Annotated in this window: 17 protein-coding genes; 9 read left to right on the top strand and 8 right to left on the bottom strand. The window is 51.6% G+C overall.

What is annotated here, in order from left to right; all coding sequences use genetic code 11:
* Positions 1-7 precede the first annotated feature (7 nt).
* From ACW9KT_RS18060 to ACW9KT_RS18045, 4 genes are all read right to left on the bottom strand, one after another.
* The gene (locus ACW9KT_RS18060) at positions 8-1,057 is read right to left on the bottom strand and encodes a DUF2268 domain-containing putative Zn-dependent protease (protein WP_457082966.1); all 1,050 of its coding nucleotides are present in this window, start codon (positions 1,055-1,057) and stop codon (positions 8-10) included.
* 146 nt (positions 1,058-1,203) lie between these two features.
* Positions 1,204-1,803: a hypothetical protein gene (locus ACW9KT_RS18055; RefSeq protein ID WP_457082964.1), complete on the bottom strand. Its 600-nt coding sequence runs from the start codon at positions 1,801-1,803 to the stop codon at positions 1,204-1,206.
* Positions 1,804-1,907: 104 nt separating this feature from the next.
* The gene (locus ACW9KT_RS18050) at positions 1,908-2,699 is read right to left on the bottom strand and encodes an SDR family NAD(P)-dependent oxidoreductase (protein WP_457082962.1); all 792 of its coding nucleotides are present in this window, start codon (positions 2,697-2,699) and stop codon (positions 1,908-1,910) included.
* 317 nt (positions 2,700-3,016) lie between these two features.
* Positions 3,017-3,751, bottom strand: a complete 735-nt coding sequence (locus ACW9KT_RS18045; protein ID WP_457083169.1) for a DUF3891 family protein — start codon at positions 3,749-3,751, stop codon at positions 3,017-3,019.
* Here ACW9KT_RS18045 and ACW9KT_RS18040 point away from each other — a divergent pair.
* From ACW9KT_RS18040 to ACW9KT_RS18010, 7 genes are all read left to right on the top strand, one after another.
* Positions 3,704-3,871, top strand: coding sequence for a hypothetical protein (locus tag ACW9KT_RS18040; protein WP_457083177.1), 168 nt, complete (start codon positions 3,704-3,706; stop codon positions 3,869-3,871). The two genes, ACW9KT_RS18045 and ACW9KT_RS18040, sit on opposite strands and share 48 nt — an antisense overlap.
* A 358-nt stretch (positions 3,872-4,229) precedes the next feature.
* Positions 4,230-5,963, top strand: coding sequence for a tetratricopeptide repeat protein (locus tag ACW9KT_RS18035; protein ID WP_457082960.1), 1,734 nt, complete (start codon positions 4,230-4,232; stop codon positions 5,961-5,963).
* 345 nt (positions 5,964-6,308) lie between these two features.
* The gene (locus tag ACW9KT_RS18030) at positions 6,309-7,019 is read left to right on the top strand and encodes a hypothetical protein (protein ID WP_457082958.1); all 711 of its coding nucleotides are present in this window, start codon (positions 6,309-6,311) and stop codon (positions 7,017-7,019) included.
* Between the two features lie 69 nt (positions 7,020-7,088).
* Positions 7,089-9,866, top strand: a complete 2,778-nt coding sequence (locus ACW9KT_RS18025; protein WP_457082956.1) for a carboxypeptidase-like regulatory domain-containing protein — start codon at positions 7,089-7,091, stop codon at positions 9,864-9,866.
* Complete coding sequence (locus ACW9KT_RS18020) at positions 9,867-11,012, top strand: DUF4249 family protein (RefSeq protein ID WP_457082954.1); 1,146 nt, start codon at positions 9,867-9,869, stop codon at positions 11,010-11,012. It abuts the gene before it with no gap.
* 63 nt (positions 11,013-11,075) lie between these two features.
* Positions 11,076-13,481 (top strand): hypothetical protein, encoded by a 2,406-nt coding sequence (locus ACW9KT_RS18015; protein WP_457082952.1) that lies wholly within the window; start codon positions 11,076-11,078, stop codon positions 13,479-13,481.
* 133 nt (positions 13,482-13,614) lie between these two features.
* The gene (locus ACW9KT_RS18010) at positions 13,615-14,115 is read left to right on the top strand and encodes an ExbD/TolR family protein (protein WP_457082950.1); all 501 of its coding nucleotides are present in this window, start codon (positions 13,615-13,617) and stop codon (positions 14,113-14,115) included.
* Positions 14,116-14,188: 73 nt separating this feature from the next.
* Here ACW9KT_RS18010 and ACW9KT_RS18005 read toward each other — a convergent pair whose 3' ends face one another.
* The 4 genes from ACW9KT_RS18005 to ACW9KT_RS17990 all read right to left on the bottom strand — a co-directional run bounded on the left by ACW9KT_RS18005 (position 14,189) and on the right by ACW9KT_RS17990 (position 18,940).
* Positions 14,189-16,315, bottom strand: coding sequence for a prolyl oligopeptidase family serine peptidase (locus ACW9KT_RS18005; protein WP_457082948.1), 2,127 nt, complete (start codon positions 16,313-16,315; stop codon positions 14,189-14,191).
* A gap of 307 nt (positions 16,316-16,622) precedes the next feature.
* Complete coding sequence (locus ACW9KT_RS18000) at positions 16,623-17,024, bottom strand: NUDIX hydrolase (RefSeq protein WP_457082946.1); 402 nt, start codon at positions 17,022-17,024, stop codon at positions 16,623-16,625.
* A gap of 26 nt (positions 17,025-17,050) precedes the next feature.
* Positions 17,051-18,013, bottom strand: coding sequence for a 1-phosphofructokinase family hexose kinase (locus tag ACW9KT_RS17995; protein ID WP_457082944.1), 963 nt, complete (start codon positions 18,011-18,013; stop codon positions 17,051-17,053).
* A 156-nt stretch (positions 18,014-18,169) separates the two neighbouring features.
* Positions 18,170-18,940 carry a PPK2 family polyphosphate kinase gene (locus ACW9KT_RS17990; protein ID WP_457082942.1) on the bottom strand — a complete coding sequence of 257 codons (771 nt, stop codon included), beginning with the start codon at positions 18,938-18,940 and terminating at the stop codon, positions 18,170-18,172.
* A 94-nt stretch (positions 18,941-19,034) separates the two neighbouring features.
* Between ACW9KT_RS17990 and ACW9KT_RS17985 the strand changes: the two genes are divergently transcribed.
* Together ACW9KT_RS17985 and ACW9KT_RS17980 are read left to right on the top strand one after the other, a co-directional pair.
* Positions 19,035-19,307 (top strand): hypothetical protein, encoded by a 273-nt coding sequence (locus ACW9KT_RS17985; RefSeq protein WP_457082940.1) that lies wholly within the window; start codon positions 19,035-19,037, stop codon positions 19,305-19,307.
* The gene (locus tag ACW9KT_RS17980; protein WP_457082938.1) at positions 19,300-19,800 is read left to right on the top strand and encodes a DUF2243 domain-containing protein; all 501 of its coding nucleotides are present in this window, start codon (positions 19,300-19,302) and stop codon (positions 19,798-19,800) included. Before ACW9KT_RS17985 ends, ACW9KT_RS17980 begins: the two co-directional genes overlap by 8 nt.
* Positions 19,801-19,912: the final 112 nt, after the last annotated feature.

Here is a 19,912-nt window from a genome sequence, read left to right as displayed (position 1 = left end):
TGAGGCATTATCTGGCCGCTGACTGGTTTTCCAACTCAGTCAGCGCCTGCTCTATTTCGGGGCGGAGTTTGGACAACGGAGCATGAGCCAACTCCTGCAACGAGTGCTTTTTAGCCAGCTTCTCGGCTACCAGATAACCGATATAGTAGCCCGAGCGGGCCGGCGTGGGCGCTTGCTCGTCGCGGCCACCCAAAAAGTAGCGCGCGTAGTCGTCGCTTGAGGTAGAGCTTAGCACGGCGTGTAGCTCCCGAGCATAGCGGGGCAAATCGGCTTGGGTGCGTTCGGGCGTGTTGCGCGGCAGTCCAAACAAGCCTACTCCTGCGGCTTTGGGATTCAATGCGTGCGCCACGTAGGTAGCAAGGCCCTCGCGCCACAAAGCCGCAATGAGCTGGTTATCCTCGCCCATAAACTGCGAGTGATACACGTGAAATAGCTCGTGGTCGAAGAAGGGCTCGGGGTCGGCTTCGTCGCCGTACACGTAGGCCATCATATCGAGACCAAATAGCAGAGCCTGCTTGCCTTCGATGGTGCGCGTGCCGCCATCAAAGGCCCCCAGCGAGTACATGAAGTAAATGCGGCCGTTGTAATTCAGGTCGGGGAAGGTCTTGCGGAAGCGGCTCTCGTAGCGCGGTAGGTCTTTGCCAATTTGCCTCGAAAGGCGCTCTACAATGGCCATTTTAGGCTGCACCATGGCCTGTATCTTCGGGTAGCGCTGTGGAAGATCTTCGTCAAATGTCTTGCCTGGGCTGCCACCTAATACATCGTTGTTGTACACTTCGGGGTGAGGCTTCGAAACCAGCTGCTTAAAGAGCTGTATCTGCGTTTGCTCGTCTTTGCCCTGGGCTTGCCGCCAGAATTTCCAGAAGTCCGGCATCAGATCAATGACCGTATAGGATGGTGCTGGCTTGGGGACAGTATTGCCTGCCGGCGCCGAAACCTCGGGTACATGGCTGGGGCTTATGCCGAGACGTGCGGCTGAATGAGGTAACTCAAGCAGCAGGCCGAAACCTGCCGCTATAATAGTGGTAAGAGCTGAGGTGGGAAGAAAAAAAAGCATAGGAGAGGGATTACAGCACGAAATTATGCTTTCAGTCCACTTTTGCTAAAAAAGATGAGTCTTTCTGTACCTAGCTCCCGCATAGCGAGGCATGCTCCGCCCACTTCCCGGTGGGGGAATAAAAAGGCGCCGCAAAACATGATTACTTATAATAAGCTCGGCGAGGTTGGAGCGGAAGTGGGCAAGGGCGCTACCTTTTGTAAGATGCTAATTAGCAGATGATATACCTCCCGCAGTTCAGCTGGATCTATGATGGCCGCGTCTTTGGTAAACATCAAATAAACGGCCGCATCGGGCTCTTCGGTTGCGGGAGCGAGGGCTAGGCGCCCTTTGGAATGCCGCAGCATGGTTTGGCGCAGCGTAGGGTCGGAGAGCAGCAGTTCGCGTAGGGCGTCAGGGCTGTTGGTGGTGATGATGAAAGCGGCATCCAGCTCGGGGTCGCCCAGCTCGATGTCGGTGAGGCCGAGCAGCTTGCCAATCTCGTGTACCCAGTCCTGCTCGTGCATGGCGAAGCGCAGGGGCGTCTGGGTAGGGACTAAGCAATTAAAAGAGGTCGTTTCGAAGCCACCTTCAAAACCGCCCCCCAAGTCAATCTCGATGGACAACCGCACCAGGTAGCCGCCCTGAGCCAGGTCGGCGGTATACTCAAACAGGTCTTGTTGCTGGTTCATATCGGCCTCTACCTGCTGCCACAAGGCATCCTCGGTATCGGCGGAAAAAGTGCGGACAGTATCCATTGACTCCATAAAAACAGAAAAATAGGTGATGAAAAGATGATTGAGCTACGGGTATAAATGAAAACGCCCCCCGGCCACAGATGGTTGGGAGGCGTTGTCAGGAGAGGAGATGATTAACGTTTGGCATTTTGTAACTGCGTGTTCATCAGAGTGGCCAGCATAGAGTCGGGGAGGACGAGGCTGGAAAAGAAATTGAACTTGGCACTAACGGTGGGCAGAGAGCGGGCCTCGCCTTCCATCATGTCGTCGTAGCCTTCTTCGGCTACGGTGCGGGCCGATGCCGGGTTGTGGGCCGCGCGGGTGTGCTCGGCGTGGGCCACGTAGAAGAAGTTGGTATCGGTGGGCGGTGGGCAAAGAATAGTCATCGTGACGGCCGACTTCTGCTGCTTTAATTCGTGCTGCACGGCTTCGGTAAAGCTGAGCACAAAGGCTTTGGTGGCGGCATACACGGCCTGGCAGGGGCTGGGCGAGAATGAAGCAATGGAGCCCAGCTGAAGAATCCGGCCGGAGTTGCGCGCCACCATATCGCGCAGATACAGCTTGGTGAGGTGCACCAGTGAAGCCGCATTTACTTGAATCATATTCAGCTCCGTATCCATGTCGGTATCGGTGAAGTAGCCGGTTTCACCAAAGCCCGCATCATTCACCAGCGCATCAATTTGCAGACCCCGCTGGTTTGTTTCGGCGTAGATCTGCTCGGGTGTTTCTGGCCGGCTCAGATCGAAGGGCAGCAGCACAATATCGACGCCCTCAAATTCTTGATGTAGCAAGCGGGCAGCTTCCTTCAAATCATCGAGGTGGCGGGCCACAAGCACCACGCGGTAATCATCGCGGGCAAAGCACCGGGCCAGCTCGAAACCAATGCCGCTGGAGGCACCAGTGATCAAAGCAGTTTGGTCATTCATAACACAAGGAGTTTAGGGTGAATGGTTAGACGTATAAGGTACTGATAAACAGACAAACTAATTCGAGAAGGGTGGCTTATTATGGGCTGAATTTGAGATGGTTTGATGAATAGAATTTTGGCTTTTATGCCGCTTTTTCTGGCTTCTGCAAGGTCAGGTTTGTACGGAAAGCAGAGTGTTGAACTTTGAAAGTGTGACTGGCCTTGGCCGACAATCGGTGGAACGTTAAAAATGCCCCCAGCCGCCGGATGCCGATGAATGAATAAGCTGGGAAGAATGCTAGCTGCCTGACGCTGGCTTGGGCCGCAGGGCATTCATTATTCTGTAATCCAGATCTGCATTTTCTGGATTGGTGCGTGCTGATAACACGCGGCTAGGCTCGCGGCTGAGAGCTGCTCTTTGGGCAGCTCTTTGTAGGGCAGCGTCACACAAAAGGCTTCATCAAAGGGGAAAGGCGTCACCTTTATCCGGCTTCTGGAAACCCAGTTAGCCTGAATCAGCTGGTGGTCGGTGAAGTCGAAATAGTCGGAGAAGGGAATACCGCCTTTGTACCAGGGGTGCTCGTGTTCTTTGTCCGCGCCCGGCTCATTTAGGCACAAATACAACGACAATCGGTCGAGAAACTTTAGCAACTGCAGGTGGAAATCGAGCGTGGGCTGCGAAGGGGCGGTGAGGCCGAGCTGCCGCTTCAGCCGCTGCTGCCGATTCTCCTCCCGCCGCATAAATTCTCGGCCTTCCTCTAGTTTGGCCATTTCGGGAAAACCAGTGTAGTGCAGACTAGCCAGCAAGCCCGCGTAAGGCGTACGGTTTTCTAGCTCCGTGATGCCCTGTACATAGTGCCGGAGGCGAGGCACTGGCGGGAAGTCGCGGAAGGAATAGGGTGCCTGGGTTTGTTCATTCCACAGCGGCTTTTCATCCAGCGGAATCCAGGCCCGATCGTGCTCATACACGGCCAGCATCACATCGTCGCGGCGCGCGGCATCCCCGAAATACACGCCCAGCCAATGATCCGCCATGACCCCGGAAACATGCGCGTGGTCGTGCTGGCTGATGCAGGTGAAGCTGGGGGGCGTTTCTCGGACAATCATGGCCAACAGAAAGCATTAGCGGTGGATGAGATCGAGGAGCTAGCCGGCGCTGCACAAGCGCAGCCAGAGCAAGGCCGCTGGTAGGCAGGCGGCGTGCTTGGACGCAATAGTAAGCTAGAGAAGAAATGAGGCAGATGCAAGCTCCTCCGTGAGAGGGCAGCAGTAATCGGACGCTAATATTTACTGGTTGTTCTATGCTCATGCGCTTGGATAAACATGAACCTTCTTCTAGTGCTACATAGAGGCGACAAGAGTTACAGATTCCTCTATTGCAGATGATTACGGCTTTTCGTACTTTACTAGTACGCCATTCTCTGCTGCTGAAAAGTTCGATATAGCGCTGATTTCAGGAACGCGCCCGTGGAGTATTCCGCAAAAAGCCCCCCAGCGGCGCGCGTGGTAGTGTAGCCTTCGGGCATGTCTCATTTTAACAAGTAATTGTATGTTGAGATATACCGTTCACCTCGGCCTCGTCGCTCTGGTAGTAGTGGCGGCCTGTACCACCAAGGAGCAAACGGCTCGCCGTACTTCACCTGCCTCCCAGCCCGTTACAGTGACGATGTGCGCGGCGCCCGTAGTTGTGGATACGGCCTGGTATGCGTCGGGGAAAAAAGCCCCCCTACTACCGGGCCTGGAGGGTATTAACTTTCCCATTAGCTCCAAAAATCCGGAAGCCATCAGGTACTTCAACCAAGGGCTCATGCTGGCCTACGGGTTCAACCATGCCGAGGCGGCGCGCTCCTTTCACGAGGCCACCCGCCAGGACTCAACCTGCGCCATGGCTTACTGGGGCTACAGCTACGTGCTCGGCCCAAATTATAACGCGGGCATGGAGGCCGATAATTTCAGCCGGGCCTATCAAGCAGTACAAACAGCTCAGCGGCTGGCGGCCAACGCTAGTCCGAAGGAGCGGGCGCTCATCGGGGCGCTGGTTAAGCGTTACCCACCGGCCCCGGTCGCCGACCGATCTAGCTACGACCAGGCCTACGCTGCAGCCCTCAAAACCGTGTACCAACAATTCCCTGATGACCCGGATATTGGGGCTATGTACGCTGAGGCGGTGATGAACCTGCACCCGTGGGACATCTGGCAGAAAAACGGGCAGCCTCAGCCCTGGACCGCCGAAATTGTGGGCACATTGGAGCAAGTATTAAAGCGCCACCCAAACCACGCGGGCGCCAACCATTTCTACATTCACGCCACAGAAGCTTCTACCCGACCCGATGCCGCCAACAAAAGTGCCGATGTGCTGACCAATCTGGTTCCCGGCGCGGGGCATCTGCTGCATATGCCTTCCCACACTTATATCCGGACTGGGGCTTACCACCAAGGCACGCTTGCCAACCTGGAGGCTCTGGAAGCCGATAGCAGCTACACAGCCGCCTGCCATGCCCAAGGTGCTTATCCGCTGGCGTATCATCCGCACAACTATCACTTTCTGACGGCCACGGCCACGCTGGAGGGCAATAGTCGGTTGGCGCTGCGCGGAGCCTACAAACTGGCCACTCACGTAAGCAAACCGCTGATGAAAAATCCGGTAATGGGGCCATCATTGCAGCATTTCTACACAATTCCCTACAACGTGGCCGTCAAGTTTGGCCGCTGGGATGATGTGCTGGCCATGAAAAACTTCGACACCACGATGGTGTATCCGCAGGCCATCCGGCACTATGCCCGGGGCATGGCGTGGGTAGCCAAAAAGAACACGACCAATGCGCGGCAAGAGCTTGCCAAGCTGCGCGTGCTCGGCCAGGACAGTACGCTCACGGGTATTCTGTTTGGCATCAACTCCATGCGCGCCATCACCGATATTGCCCAACGCGAGCTAGAGGGGGCAATTCTGCACCGGGAAGGCAAGCACGCGCAAAGCATTGCCGTGCTCCGCGAAGCCGTAGAGCTGGAAGATGCGCTGAAGTACAATGAGCCGCCCGACTGGTTTTTCTCGGTACGGCACCAACTCGGTGCCGTGCTACTCGACGCCAAGCGCTATGATGAGGCCATTGCCGTTTATCAGCAGGATCTGGAGCGGCTGCCGCATAATGGCTGGGCGTTGTCGGGGCTGCATCAGGCTTATCTGGGTGCTGGCAACAAGAAGCAGGCCCAGCAGACCAAGCAAGAGCTGGATTTGGCCTGGCACTGGGCCGATACAAAGTTGGTGGCCTCAGTTGCGCAGTAGGTGAGTTGTGCTGCCTGGATGTAGGGGGGCTGCCCAATTATTCTAGGCATTAGGGATTCGCATAGCAATAAGTCTTGATGAGCTGCGAACGCGTTATTTGAGTTTTCATACAGCTACATCTTGTCTGATCTAGCTAGTGTAAAGCAAATGAGTTGTTAAAAGCCTGTTCAACTGATTCAGTATATGCAACGGATGTAGCTTATTGTAGAACGTTTTTATAAAAATATTATACATTTAATACCTTACTCGTACCACGCTGTCGAGCGAAGTAGAGTAAGCTATTATATCATATAATAGCTCGTGTAAAAGATGATTACAATGCACCGACTAGTCTTGAGTAGTATCATGCTACTACTTTATCAATTACCTGCTTTCAGTCAGGTGAGTAGCCAAGATACCAGTTCGTTGGCGATGGCGGTTGACGCTATAAACAAACAGTATACGAAGACAATAGGCGAAAACTCACTTCTCTTTACTGGGCCTGAGTACCTCGATTATAATAAGCCTTACATGAATGGCAACCAATTTTTCGGCAGTGGAAAACTGCAAAATGGTACCGTTCATTACTATGGAATAGTCTTTACTGAAGTTCCTCTACTCTATGATATAAAGCTTGATCAGATAGTGATCCAACCGGCTATAAATCCCCTGCAATTCAAATTGGTAGATGAGAATGTGAAGTATGTAGTGATCGAGGGGCACACTTTCATTCGCATTATAAAAAATGATTCAGCACGTTACTCAGTGCCAACTGGCTACTATGATTTAATGGTAGATGGTGCAGCTAAAGTGCTAGCTAAGCGGACTAAAAAAACGCAAAGTCGGATGGGGCTCTACGGTTTAGAGGGAAACTACTCAGAAGACACTAAGTTTTATCTGCAAAAGAACAATGAGTTTCACATTGCGACGTCCAAACAGTCGGTGCTACGAGTGTTAAGTGACAAGAAAACGGCCCTGGAAAGCTACGCTCGGCAACACAAATTAAAATTTAAGAAAGCCACTCAAGAAGCGTCCATTATTAAGCTGGTTACATACTATAATTCACTAAATAATTAATCAAGTCAAACGAAGAACCGGTGAAAAAATACTCTACCCTGTCAAAACGTGCTAATTAATTGATTTTAGATGAAATTACTTAGCCGAATTATTCTGATTTGTCTTATTGTATTTGCTGGCAGAGCGAGTTATGCACAGGAACCAGGGCTGTTGATTAGCGGCAATTTTGAGAAGACGAGTTTTGAAACTTTTGCCAAATCAGTTGAAGCAAAGACACCGTATCGATTCTACTTCAACCCGGCTACAGTAGACAGCGTGGTCGTCACGGCTCAAATACAGGACCGACCCTTACAAGAGGTGCTGGATATAGTGCTTAAGGGTACCAATCTGCATTATGCCATCGACTCTGAGAAGCGTGTGTATATCACCACTGGCTCACCGCTAGCTACAGAATTGCCCCCCGGCTATTTCAACACGGAGCCTGCCGACAATTTAGCTACCACTGACAGTGATAATACAGATGAAGATGCTGGGCGTAAGAAGCCTGTGTCGGTGGCAACGTTGCAATTGAAGGTGTATGAAATCGGGAGGAGTGGTGGCGCGACCACGAAGGGCAACGCTACACTAGCCGGGCACGTGCGCGACATCAAATCTGGTGAGCCAGTAATTGGCGCGTCTGTGTTTATTGAGTCGCCTTCTATTGGCGCTGCCACCGACCAGTTTGGCTATTATTCCCTAACGCTGCCCGTAGGCCGGCATGAATTGAAAATCAGAGGGGTAGGTGTAAAAAATACCAAACGGCAAATAGTTCTCAGAGCTGACGGCAAGCTTGATATTGAGGTAGAAGAGGACATAACCACGCTCAGAGAGGTAGTAGTAGAAGCAGAGAAAGATAAGAACGTGGCCGGTACCCAGATGGGCCTCGAGCGACTTGATATCAAAACTATGCGGCAGGTTCCCACGGCGTTTGGCGAAACGGATATCCTGCGTATCGTGCTCACGCTACCAGGAGTAAAATCAGTAGGAGAGGGAAACACTGGTTTGAATGTGCGTGGCGGCTCTACCGACCAAAACTTAATTCTATTTAACGACGCTACTATTTATAACCCTGCGCACTTATTCGGTTTTTTCTCGGCTTTCAATCCCGATATTTTAAAAACAGTTGAGCTATACAAAGGCACTATTCCGGCGAAATATGGTGGACGCTTGTCGTCTGTGTTGGATATAGCTACCCGAGATGGCAATAAAAAGAAGTTTTCAGGCTCTGGCGGCATCGGCTTGCTGACCAGTCGTTTGGCCTTCGAAGGGCCAATAGTAAAAGATAAAAGCGCTTTCTTGGTCAGCGGACGCACCAGTTATTCTGACTGGATTTTGAAAAGACTCGAGAACAGCAAGCTAAAGCAAAGCTCGGCGGCATTCTATGATTTGAATGCCCACATAAGCCACGAAATAAACGATAACAACTCGCTTTATCTCAGTGGGTATCGGAGCCGGGACGAATTTCAATTGGCGAGCGATAGTGTGTATCAGTATGAGAACACGGCTGCCAGTCTGAAGTGGCGACATACATTTAACAACCGGCTGAATGGCGTGCTTACTAGCGCTTACAGCCAGTACCAATACAATATCTCGAGTCAGGATAATCCTGTTACCAATGCGCGCCTGCGATACAATATAAGACAAGTAAATACGCAGGCTGATTTCAGCTATTTGCCTAGTGCCAAGCACACCATCGATTTTGGCGCTAATACTATTCTGTATAACGTGTTGCCAGGCAGTTTTTCCCCCGTGGGGGGCGAATCGTTAATACTTCCTAACACGTTGGCCCGTGAAAAAGCATTGGAAAGCGCCGTCTATATTTCTGATCTGATTACCCTCTCTCCGCGGCTATCCGTTTCTATAGGCCTGCGCTACTCTCTCTATAATGCCTTAGGACCCAGAGAAGTATATAAGTACTTGCCGAACATGTCCAAATCGGTGAATACAATCGCTGATACGCTTCAGTATGGCAAAGGCAGCGTGCTGGCCACCTATCATGGGCCCGAATATCGCTTCTCGGCTAAGTATGCTCTCTCCGATAATTCATCAGTGAAACTGAGTTTCAATCGGATGCGCCAATACATTCACATGTTATCAAACACGGCTTCTATGTCACCCACGGATAGTTGGAAGCTAAGCGACGCTAACATTCGGCCTCAAGTCGGTGATCAGGCATCACTTGGCTACTACCGCAACTTTAAGAACAACACCATCGAAACCTCTGTGGAAACCTATTATCGGGTAATGCAGGACTTCTTGGACTATAAAAGCGGCGCCACGTTGCTGCTCAATCCGAATATTGAAACAGATGTGGTAAATGCAGAAGGCAAGGCGTATGGTGTGGAAGTAATGGTAAGAAAGCTGACCGGTAAAGTAAACGGCTGGGTTAGCTATACCTATTCCCGCTCACTGGTACAGGTAAATCTAGGTACCACCAGCGATATGATTAATGGGGGGCGTTTTTACCCCAGCAATTTTGACAAGCCACACGATGCCACATTAGTGGGTAATTATCGCTTTAGTAAGCGCTTCAGTGCTTCTTTAAACTTCAATTACAGCACTGGCCGTCCTATTACGTTGCCACTAGCTAAGTACGTAGCGGCTGGCTCGACACGAGTATTTTATTCCGAGAGAAATGAGTATCGGGTGCCTGATTATTATCGCGCCGACTTCGCCTTAAATATTGAGGGAAATCATAAAGTGAAAAAGCTGGCTCATAGCTCTTGGACTCTATCGATCTATAATTTGACGGGTCGTAAAAATCCCTATTCCATTTATTTCAAATCTGAGAATGGACAAATCAATGGGTATCAACTGGCTATTTTCGGTCAACCCATTCCTACCATTACTTATAACTTTAAATTCTAGATGCGCTGCTCTCTTCACCTGCTGCACCGAATCGGGCTTGGAGTAATACTCCTGACCCTTGCAGGCTGCATCGACAAATTCGAGCCTAAGGTTATAATCACTTCTACTAATTACTTGGTAGTAGACGGAGCTATAAACAGCGCTGGCGTTACAACTATTCGACTTTCACGCACGGACAATTTAACTAGTACAGCGCCTCCGCCCGCTGAGGTGAAAGCCTCCGTCTTTATTGAAGAAGAAGAGGGTTCTCGATACGCTTTAAAGGAAACGGAACCTGGTACTTATACTTCTGCCTCCCTGATATTAACGCCTGCTAAGCGGTACCGACTATTTTTTCAGACCCAAGCACGTCGAGATTATGCTTCTGACTATGTGTTCGCCAAAACAACTCCACCCATCGACTCGGTGACGTGGAAAGACAGCCCGCAGGGTTTGCAAGTGTATGTGAATACGCGTGACGCTAACGATGCTAGCCGCTTCTACCGCTGGGATTATGCTGAAACGTGGGAGTTTACTTCAGCATTTCGGTCCTATTTGGATTACCGAAATGGGCAGCTCGAATTTCGCCCTGATGGAGACATATATTACTGTTGGGCAAACGAACTATCATCGGCTATTAAACTTGGTAGCACTTTAGCACTTAGTCAAAATGTGGTGTCGAACTATCCACTCACACTAATGCCCCCGAATTCTACTAAGCTGCGGTACAAATACAGCATCTTAGTCAAGCAATATTCACTTAGTGCCGAGGAGTTTGCTTATTGGGAATTGCTGCAAAAGAATACAGAGAATATTGGGACAATATTCGATCCGCAGCCCAGCCAACTCACCGGTAATGTGCACAGCCTTTCCGACGCAGCCGAGCCAGTCATCGGTTATGTAGGCGTTCAATCTGTGGCAGAGAAGCGTATTTTTATTAAGCGAGATGAGCTTCCTCGAAGTTGGAGGGCGCTCACGGGATATGAGCAAAATTGCCCCGCCCCCGACACCCTTAGGCCGGCTACTGGACCAGCGTTAGAGGTTTTTAGGAGCGGCAGAGCTATTCCTATTGATAGAGTTGAAGGTGGCGGGCTTCTCTATTCTAGTGCCGAGTGTGTGGATTGCCGCAAGCGTGGCACCAATGTGAGACCGTCCTTTTGGGAATAGGCATTTGCCAACACCACCAACTAGTCCCAGCGTAAATCTGCCTGCATTCTGCCATTGCCCTACATGAAAACGCCCCTGATTATACTGTTTACTGCTCTCCTATGTTTATTAGGCAGTAGTAGAACTTACGGCCAATCGGACTCACTGAAAAGTATACAGAGGCGGTTTGAAGCATACAGCAAACAGACACTGCAGGAGAAATTGTACGTACACGTAGACCGCCCTTTTTACGTGAGTGGGGAGATAGTATGGTTTAAGATTAATGCCGTAGATGGCACGTATCACAAGCCTCTATCACTTAGTAAAATCGCGTATGTAGAAGTGCTTGATAAAGAGCAAAAACCGGTGCTGCAAGCAAAAGTGAGTTTGCAAAACGCCGCCGGCAGCGGCTCCTTTTCATTACCAGCTTCGCTGCCCTCCGGCAACTATGTGGTGCGAGCTTACACGAGTTGGATGAAAAACTTTAGCCCCGATTTCTATTCCTATACATCCATAACTATAGCTAATACGCAGAAAAATTCCGGGCTCAAAGCAAGTAAAGATTCAGCGGCTTTAGACGTTCAGTTCTTCCCGGAGGGCGGCAACTTAGTTAAAGGACTAACGAGCCAAGTAGCCTTCAAAGTTGTTGACAAAGCAGGCAGAGGAGTAGATGCTGAGGGTACCATAGTGGATGCACAAGGGACCGTGCTTACTCGATTCAAAACGCTAAAATTTGGTATGGGAAGATTCATACTCACACCAACGCAAGACGGCTCGGGGTATGCGGCCATACTCAGGTTTCCAGATAGACCAAGCATTACTCAAAAACTACCTACTGTGCAGGCGCAAGGCTATGTGCTGCGACTAGAAGAGAAAGGTCAGGGACAACTCAAGATAACGGTAGCATCTAATGTTGCAAATAAGCCGGGGGGAAACCTGTTTCTGATAGGTCATGCGGCCCAGAAAATCTCTGTTTCAGAAACTGCACACCTTTCCAACGGACAAGGGGAATTTGTGGTGAATAAACTAGGCCTAGCTGATGGCATCACACACTTTACTGTATTTAATAACCAGAAACAACCACTCGTTGAACGCTTATATTTTCAACGGCCTAAACAGCAATTAGTAATTGCAGCCGCAGCCGATAAGCCACAGTATGGCACGCGGGAAAAAGTAGCGTTACAGTTGTCCACGGCTACGTCTGGGGGGCAAATTTTGCCTGCAGATCTGTCGCTTTCTATTTATCGGCTAGATTCATTATCAACGAATTCGGGGCCGGATATCAACAGCGTTTTATGGTTAAGCTCAGATTTAAAAGGAACTATTGAAAACCCAAACTATTACTTCACCAGCACAGGGGCCGAAACAGCCGAGGCGACAGATAATTTGATGTTGACCCATGGCTGGAGCCGCTTTCTTTGGACCGATGTATTCTCGAATAGCACACCAAAGCTGAACTACTTACCTGAATTGACTGGACATTTGGTTGAGGGCAGAGTAGTACACAGATATACGGGAAAGCCAGGGCAGAAAATAGTGGCTTACCTGGCGAGCCCCAGCCGACTTGCTCGGGTGTATACTGCCACCAGCGACGAGAATGGCCGTGTCTTATTTGAAACGCAAAATTTGCATGGCCCCAAGGAATTAATGGTGCAAACCAACACCCAGACCGACAGTGTGTATCGGGTTGAACTCTTGAACCCGTTTTCGACACAATACCGCGCATCTACGGCGTCAGCACTAGTTTTGTCGGAAGCTTATGGGAATGACTTAAGTAAGCGCAGCCTGCAGATGCAGGTGCAGAACGCATACTTCCGCAAGCAACTTTCTACTTATAAAATACCCGCCACTGATAGTGTGCCATTTTATGGTAAGGCCAACGAGGTATACAAACTGGACGATTATACTCGGTTTAAAGTCCTGGAAGAAGTTATGCGAGAGTACGTGCCGGGTGTGCTAGTTAGGCGCCGAAATGACGGCTTTCATTTTATAGTAGTAGACAATGTAAATGGAGGGGTTTTTAATAAAAACCCAATGGTGCTATTGGATGGATTTCCGGTGTTCGACATCAATAAAATAATGGCGCTTGATCCACTTACTATCCAAAAGCTAGAAGTGTACACCAGTCGATATATGCAGGGCTCTCTGCTATATGAAGGCCTGGTAAGCTACACTACATATAAAGGCGATTTAGGAGGCTTTCAACCGAATGCCAATGTGCTAGTGCAGGAATATGAGGGGCCGCAATGGCAGCGAGAGTTTTACTCGCCGCGCTACGAGACAGTAGCAGAAAAACAAAGCCGGCTGCCTGATGCTAGAAACCTGCTATACTGGAATCCCAGTGTGAATACTACCGCCACTGGCAGCAAAACTCTGGAATTCTACACCTCTGATCAGCCAGGAAAATACATGGTCGTGGTGCAAGGAATTGCCTCGAGTGGCTTGGCTGGCACACGCCGATTTATATTGGAGGTAAAACAACCGTTTTAGCTATTTATCTACCACTCGATAAGTCAAATTATAAATGAGCAATCAATAATAAGTTCGAAGCTAGCGACGTTTCTGCATTAAAGTTTTCCTATATAACTCCCCGGGTATGGTTGATCTAAACTTTAATTCCTCTATGAATCGCCGGAAAGGCATCCGGGTGTCAGCAAGCCGACTTGCGCCTGACATGACGTCGATGGTAGGATTAGGCTTCTTGCTGGTAACGTTTTTTATTATGGCGGGCAATTTCACGAAGCCCATGGTAATGGCAATGACAATGCCTGTACGCCCGACGTGCACCTATGATTCCTTCAATCCTATGTCTTACAGGAAAGTAGTAACCCTTATTCTAGGTAAGGATCATCAGATATATTATTACTTCGGGGAAAACAGCGCCTATAACGAGCGACCAGCTCTACATAACACCAACTTTAGCCCAACAGGACTGCGACAAATATTGCTGAACCAACAACGGCAGAATTCCTTCGATGTGGTCCTTATCAAAATGACAGCTGATGCCAAATACAAGGATATGGTAGATGCTTTGGATGAGATGAATATTACCAATCAGCGGAAGTACGCTATGGTTAATATATATCCAGAAGATATGGAACTGCTAAAGATGAATGCTTTGTAGAACTCCTTACAGTCAAAAAAGCCCCCCGAATTGATTCTGGGGGGCTTTTTTAGTGCCTTTAAATCAAGCTGGTTTAGTTCGTAGCGGCCGTATACGGTACGCCCATGTTCTGGAACATGAAGGCCCATTTGTCGGTCTGCTCGCTGATAACCTGAGCTGTGGAGCGGCCAGCGCCGTGGCCGGCTTTGGTCTCGATGCGGATGAGGACGGGGGCGCTGCCTTTCTGCATTTCCTGCAAGCGAGAAGCAAATTTGAAGGAGTGGGCGGGCACTACCCGGTCGTCGTGGTCGGCGGTGGTGACCATGGTGGCGGGATAGGAGGCAGGCTTCAGAGCGTGATAGGGCGAGTATTTGTAGAGGTAGTCAAACATCTCCTTGCTGTCTTGGGCGGTACCGTAGTCAGGGGCCCAGCCTGCCCCAACTGTGAATCGGTCGTAGCGCAGCATGTCCATTACACCTACTGCGGGGAACGCTACTTTCACTAAGTCAGGGCGCTGCGTCATAACAGCACCTACCAGCAGGCCACCGTTGGAGCCGCCTGCGATGGCGAGGTGGTCGGTATCAGTGTATTTGTTTGCTTTAAGGTACTTGGCGGCCGCAATGAAGTCGTCGAACACATTTTGCTTCTGCATTTTGGTGCCGGCTAGGTGCCACTTCTCGCCGTATTCACCACCGCCGCGCAGGTTGGCTACAGCGTAGATGCCACCGTTCTCGAGCAATACAATATTGGACGTGCTGAAGCTTGGCGTTTGGCTAATATTGAACCCACCGTAGGCATAGAGCAGCGTGGGGTTTTTACCGTTCAGCACTAACCCTTTTTTGTGGGTAATAATCATCGGCACCCGCGTGCCGTCTTTCGAAGTATAGAACACCTGCTTCGACTCAAACTTGGTGGGGTCGAACTGCACGCCGGCTTTCTTGAATTCCGTCGACTTGCCGGTGGCAATGTCGTACTTGAAGATGGTAGGTGGGTAGATGTAGGAGGTGAATGTGTAGTAGATTTCCTTTTCCTCCATCTTGCCATTGAAGCCGCCGGCCGTGCCGAGGCCGGGCAGGGCGATGGACCGCTCCTTTTTGCCGGCCATGCTGTACTGCTCCACCAGCGAAGTGGCGTCCTTGAGGTAGCGGGCGAAGATTTTGCCGCCGGCCGTGCTCACGATCAGCACGTTTTTAGATTCCGGGATCAGGTCTTTCCAATTGGCCGGCTTGGGATTGGCGGCGTCCACGGTCACCAAGCGGCTGTTGGGGGCGTTGAGGTTGGTGTCGATGTAGAGCTTGCTACCCACGTTCTCAACCAGCTCGTTGGCAGAATTCATGTTGTCGACCACGGTTACGATAGGGCTGCCGGGCTTGCTCAAATCCTGGATGTAGAGCTCATTGTTGTTGCCGCCGTTGCTGGCCGTAATCACCAGGAAGCGTTGGTCTTCGGTTAGGTAGCCCCTAACGAAGCTGCGCGGCAGTTTCTCCCCGCCAAACACCAGCACGTCGGCGCTTTGCGGCGTGCCAAGCTTGTGGTACATCAGGCGGTGCAACTGGTTTTGGCCGGCCAGCATGCTCCCGGTTTTTGGCTTGTCGTAGGAGCTGTAGTAGAGGCCTTCGTTGCCCTTCCAGGCCAGGCCCGAGGATTTCACGTTTTGGAGGGTGTCGTCCACGCGGGACTTGTCCGCCGTCTTCATCAGAATCACCTTGCGCCAGTCGGAGCCACCCTCCGAAATCGAGTAGGCGACTAGGCTGCCGTCTTTGGTAAAGCTCAGGCCGGCCAGCGAGGTGGTTCCGTCTTTGGCGAACGTATTGGGGTCGAGGAACACCTCCGGGGCGCCCGCGCCCACCTGCCGGTACAGTACCGACTGGCTCTGCAAGCCAGTATTCTTGGAGAAATACGTGTATTTGCCCTCCTTCTGGGGAATGCCGAATTTCTCGTAGTTCCACAGCGTTTCCAAGCGCTTGCGAATAGCGTCGCGGTAAGGAATCTGGGCCAGATAGTTCTGGGTTACCTTGTTCTGCTCCTGCACCCAGGCTTTGGTATCAGGAGCCTGGTCGTCTTCAAGCCAGCGGTAAGGGTCGGCTACTTTGGTGCTGAAGTAAGTCGTGACGGTGTCTACCTTTTTGGTTTGCGGGTAGGGCAGGGTTTTAAGGTTGCCTTGGGCATAGGCCTGACCGCCAAGCAGCAGCGCAGCTAAAGACGGAAGAAGAATTTTCATTTGGTGGGGGCTAGATGAACAAATACTTCCGGTAAAATACCAGAAGTAAATCAGTTTAGCTTTTTAGCCCCTCTTCTAAGACTAATTGACTCCACAAAGCAGCCCCCGTAAAGACGCAAATATGCGTCTTTACGGGGGCAAAATGCGCTCGAAAAGTCGTCTGTATTTCTGTGCTAACTGTCGCAGCGAAAAACAAAATAGGCCACAATTGCCACCAATAGAAGGGAGCCAAAACGGATGGCTAGGAATACCCAGGCGGGCAATTCGGGGCCTTTGGAGTTCTTGAGCATAGCGAGAAGAAAAATGGTTAATCAGCCAATAGTTGTTGGTCCTTGAGCCAATCAAAAATCAGCTGGTCGACGGCCGAAACGAGGGGGCGGTGCTGGTAGGTAAGCCAGACTACCTCTTCAATTTCGGCTGCTGGTTGGATGTGACCTGCGTAGTGGGCACCGTAGCAGGTCATTCGCACCAGTACATCTGAAGCGTGGCCGTGGGCCGGGGCCTCAAAGGTGCCACGGTATACGACGCTTTCTACCAACAGCTCTACCGTCAATTCTTCCCGAATTTCGCGCACTAAGGTTTGTTCGTCGGTTTCGCCGGCCTCGCGCTTGCCGCCCGGAATGTAGTAGCGGTCCTTGCCTCGGCTGCGCGTGCTCAAAAGCTGGCCATCCTGAAGGTACAGCCAGGCTATTTTGTCGATCAGTGGCATGTGGAGGGCTTTTCTGCTGCGCCGCCCTAGCTTACGGCGCTTTCCATGGGCTGCATGGTACGCAGAAGCCAGCTGTAAAGCTTATCCACGTCGTGTTTGCGGAAGAGCTCAGTGCCGGGGTTCATGGTAGCCGCCGTGCCGCAGGCCACACCCATCCGAATAACTTCGCGTAGGGGCAACCCGGCGGCCAGGGCGTACACCATACCGGCAACCATACTGTCGCCGGCGCCTACGGTGCTACGCTTGCGCACCGCAGGCGCGGGTACGAAATCGACTATCTCCGGCGAGATAAAGCAGGCACCCTGTGGACCCATAGAAGCCGCCACCAGAGCGCATTTGCCGTCGCCGATTAGCTCGCGGGCAGCTTCGGCCACGCAGGCGCTATCTAGCTCCGTTACGCCTACCAGCTTGCACAGCTCACCTAGGTTGGGCTTTATCAAATAAATGCCCCCCGCGTTTACTATTTCGTGCAGAGCTACGCCCGAGGTATCCAGTACCACTTTTACTCCAAGTTGGTTGGCGGCCCGCACGATGTTAATTAAGAATTCGGGCTCGACACCGGGCGGCAAGCTGCCACTGATAACCAGAAATTCCGGCAGCGGCTTAATGGCCTTCAGGGAATCCAAAACGCGGGCTTGCTCAGCCACCGTCAGCTCCGGGCCGGGCATACCAAAGCGGTACTGTTGGTTGGAAGAAGAGTCGACCACAATAAAGTTTTCGCGGGTCCAGCTGGCCGTCTCGATGGGCTCTTGCTCAATACCTTCCTCCGTGAGCAGGTATTGCAGCAAGCTGCCCGTGGGGCCGCTCGATGGAAATACCGCCAAGGAATTGCCCCCCAACCGCTTCAGTGCACGCGACACGTTGATGCCGCCGCCGCCCGGCTCAAATTTGGGAGTGGCACAGCGCAGCTTGTGCTCAGGTACGATTTTATCAACAATGGTACTTTTATCTACCGTGGGGTTGAGCGTAAGTGTTACGACAGGTTTCATGGAGTACGGGTCGAGATATTTAATTGGCCAAAACTAGCTTGCGCTACCTTACCCTCCGTGTACTCACACCGGGAGTTGGGGTTGCCAATTGGCCGCAAGAAAGTGACTTTTGCAGCCCTGTACCCGAGTGCAAAGTGGGGCTGATAACGCAGATTTCTACTTGTGTTTTTCAGCCTTGGGAGCTGGAAATTGCGGATCCATTTCCCGCAGGGCGTCGCGCAGCGCGGTGGCTACCACGTGAGCTTTATACCAGTTCTGATCGGAAGGCACCACTATCCAGGGGCACGACTTAGGGCTGCAATGGCGAAAAACGTCTTCATACACGGCGCGATATTCGGGCCACTTCTTGGCGCTTTTCTCGTCGGCGGCCTCGTACTTCCAGCGCTTGTTGGGGTCATGAATACGCGCATCTAGTCGTTCGCGCTGTTTGTCCTCCGACACGTGCAGGTAAAACTTCAGAATGGTAGTGCCCGACTGCTGCAACAGCTTCTCGAAGGCATTAATGGCCTCGAAGCGTTGCTCAGCTCGCTTGTCATCAATAAGGCCCACTACACGGGTAATCAGCACATCTTCGTAGTGGGAGCGGTTGAATACCTGAATCATGCCCGCGCGCGGGGAGTGCAGGTGAATGCGCCACAGAAAATCGTGGGCCAGCTCCTGCTCCGTGGGAGCCTTAAAGGAGCGCACGTGCACGCCCTGCGGATTGATGCCGCTGAAAACGCGCCGTATTAGGCCGTCTTTGCCGCTGGCGTCCATGCCTTGTAGCACCACCAGAATGCTGCGCTTATTTTCGGCGTAAAGGCGGTATTGCAGATCAGCTATTTCCTCTTGTAAGTCTTTTAGCGCGTGCTTCGTGTCCTCCTTCTGAAAGTGTTTGGGAGCCCTAGCGGAAAGCTTGAGCAAGTTGTACGCAGCGGGCGTTTTCATAAGCAGGACGAATAGATTCCTTCTTAGGTACGTGCGACAGGCCGGGTGGTTAAGCTCATCCCTAGCAACTCCGGCTTTTAGCCCACCGTACTTTATGGCCACTCCCGTAGCGAAAGAAGTCAGAAAAGCCCCCCGCATGAAAAACCTGCTCGTTGGACTGCTTACGGTAACGCTTTCACTGATTTCCTCGCTGGCCTGGGCCTGCCGCGTCTGTCGGCCTCGCGTGCAGGCCACCATTCACACGCCCGATTATACTGGCAATCTGCTGGTGTTGCTGCTACCCATAGCTGTGCTGCTGGCGGGTGGTGTGGGGCTATATTTCGCTGCCGAAATCAAACGCTACTTCATCGCCCCCAAGCATGGCTGAACCATTACACCGAACTCCTCTGATTGCCGCCGGCGTGCTTATGGGCGCTGGCCTGGGCGGCTTCGTCGATGGCATTGTGCTGCACCAGATTTTGCAGTGGCACAACATGCTTTCGGCCAAAATGCCCCCCGACACGCTAGTGGCCGCCAAAGCCAATATGTATTGGGACGGCATGTTTCACGCCGCCGTCTGGATCATGACGGCCGTGGGGCTACGTATGCTTTGGGCCGCTGGGTGCCGTACTGATGTGCCGTGGTCGGGCCGCACGTTTTTGGGCGCGCTGATACTGGGTTGGGGCTTGTTCAATGTAATCGAAGGCATCATCGACCACCAGATACTGGGCCTGCACCACGTGCACGAGTACGTCGATAATAAGTTGCCCTGGGACCTGAGCTTTCTGGCCTTTGGTGCGTTGCAGCTGCTTGTTGGCTGGATGTTGATTCGGGCTGGAAAAGCAGATTCGGCCGTGCGTAGACAGCGGTTGAATAGTTAGATAAAACAGTAAGGTCATATAAAACTGGAACGTCATGCAGAGCAAAGCGAAGCATCTCGCGTGCTGATGTTGCCCAGCTAAATAACTAAACGCGCGAGATGCTCCGCTCTGC

This window comes from Hymenobacter sp. HD11105 (genome assembly GCF_054051685.1).
Note: the sequence above shows the minus strand (reverse complement) of the source record. Positions and strands in the feature narration are given on the sequence as shown.

Coding starts and splice junctions, on each gene's coding strand:
- ACW9KT_RS18060 (WP_457082966.1), bottom strand. CDS start 1,057: ATGCTTTTTTTTCTTCCCACCTCAGCTCTTACCACTATTATAGCGGCA.
- ACW9KT_RS18055 (WP_457082964.1), bottom strand. CDS start 1,803: ATGGAGTCAATGGATACTGTCCGCACTTTTTCCGCCGATACCGAGGAT.
- ACW9KT_RS18050 (WP_457082962.1), bottom strand. CDS start 2,699: ATGAATGACCAAACTGCTTTGATCACTGGTGCCTCCAGCGGCATTGGT.
- ACW9KT_RS18040 (WP_457083177.1), top strand. CDS start 3,704: ATGATCCGCCATGACCCCGGAAACATGCGCGTGGTCGTGCTGGCTGAT.
- ACW9KT_RS18035 (WP_457082960.1), top strand. CDS start 4,230: ATGTTGAGATATACCGTTCACCTCGGCCTCGTCGCTCTGGTAGTAGTG.
- ACW9KT_RS18030 (WP_457082958.1), top strand. CDS start 6,309: ATGCTACTACTTTATCAATTACCTGCTTTCAGTCAGGTGAGTAGCCAA.
- ACW9KT_RS18025 (WP_457082956.1), top strand. CDS start 7,089: ATGAAATTACTTAGCCGAATTATTCTGATTTGTCTTATTGTATTTGCT.
- ACW9KT_RS18020 (WP_457082954.1), top strand. CDS start 9,867: ATGCGCTGCTCTCTTCACCTGCTGCACCGAATCGGGCTTGGAGTAATA.
- ACW9KT_RS18015 (WP_457082952.1), top strand. CDS start 11,076: ATGAAAACGCCCCTGATTATACTGTTTACTGCTCTCCTATGTTTATTA.
- ACW9KT_RS18010 (WP_457082950.1), top strand. CDS start 13,615: ATGAATCGCCGGAAAGGCATCCGGGTGTCAGCAAGCCGACTTGCGCCT.
- ACW9KT_RS18005 (WP_457082948.1), bottom strand. CDS start 16,315: ATGAAAATTCTTCTTCCGTCTTTAGCTGCGCTGCTGCTTGGCGGTCAG.
- ACW9KT_RS18000 (WP_457082946.1), bottom strand. CDS start 17,024: ATGCCACTGATCGACAAAATAGCCTGGCTGTACCTTCAGGATGGCCAG.
- ACW9KT_RS17995 (WP_457082944.1), bottom strand. CDS start 18,013: ATGAAACCTGTCGTAACACTTACGCTCAACCCCACGGTAGATAAAAGT.
- ACW9KT_RS17990 (WP_457082942.1), bottom strand. CDS start 18,940: ATGAAAACGCCCGCTGCGTACAACTTGCTCAAGCTTTCCGCTAGGGCT.
- ACW9KT_RS17985 (WP_457082940.1), top strand. CDS start 19,035: ATGGCCACTCCCGTAGCGAAAGAAGTCAGAAAAGCCCCCCGCATGAAA.
- ACW9KT_RS17980 (WP_457082938.1), top strand. CDS start 19,300: ATGGCTGAACCATTACACCGAACTCCTCTGATTGCCGCCGGCGTGCTT.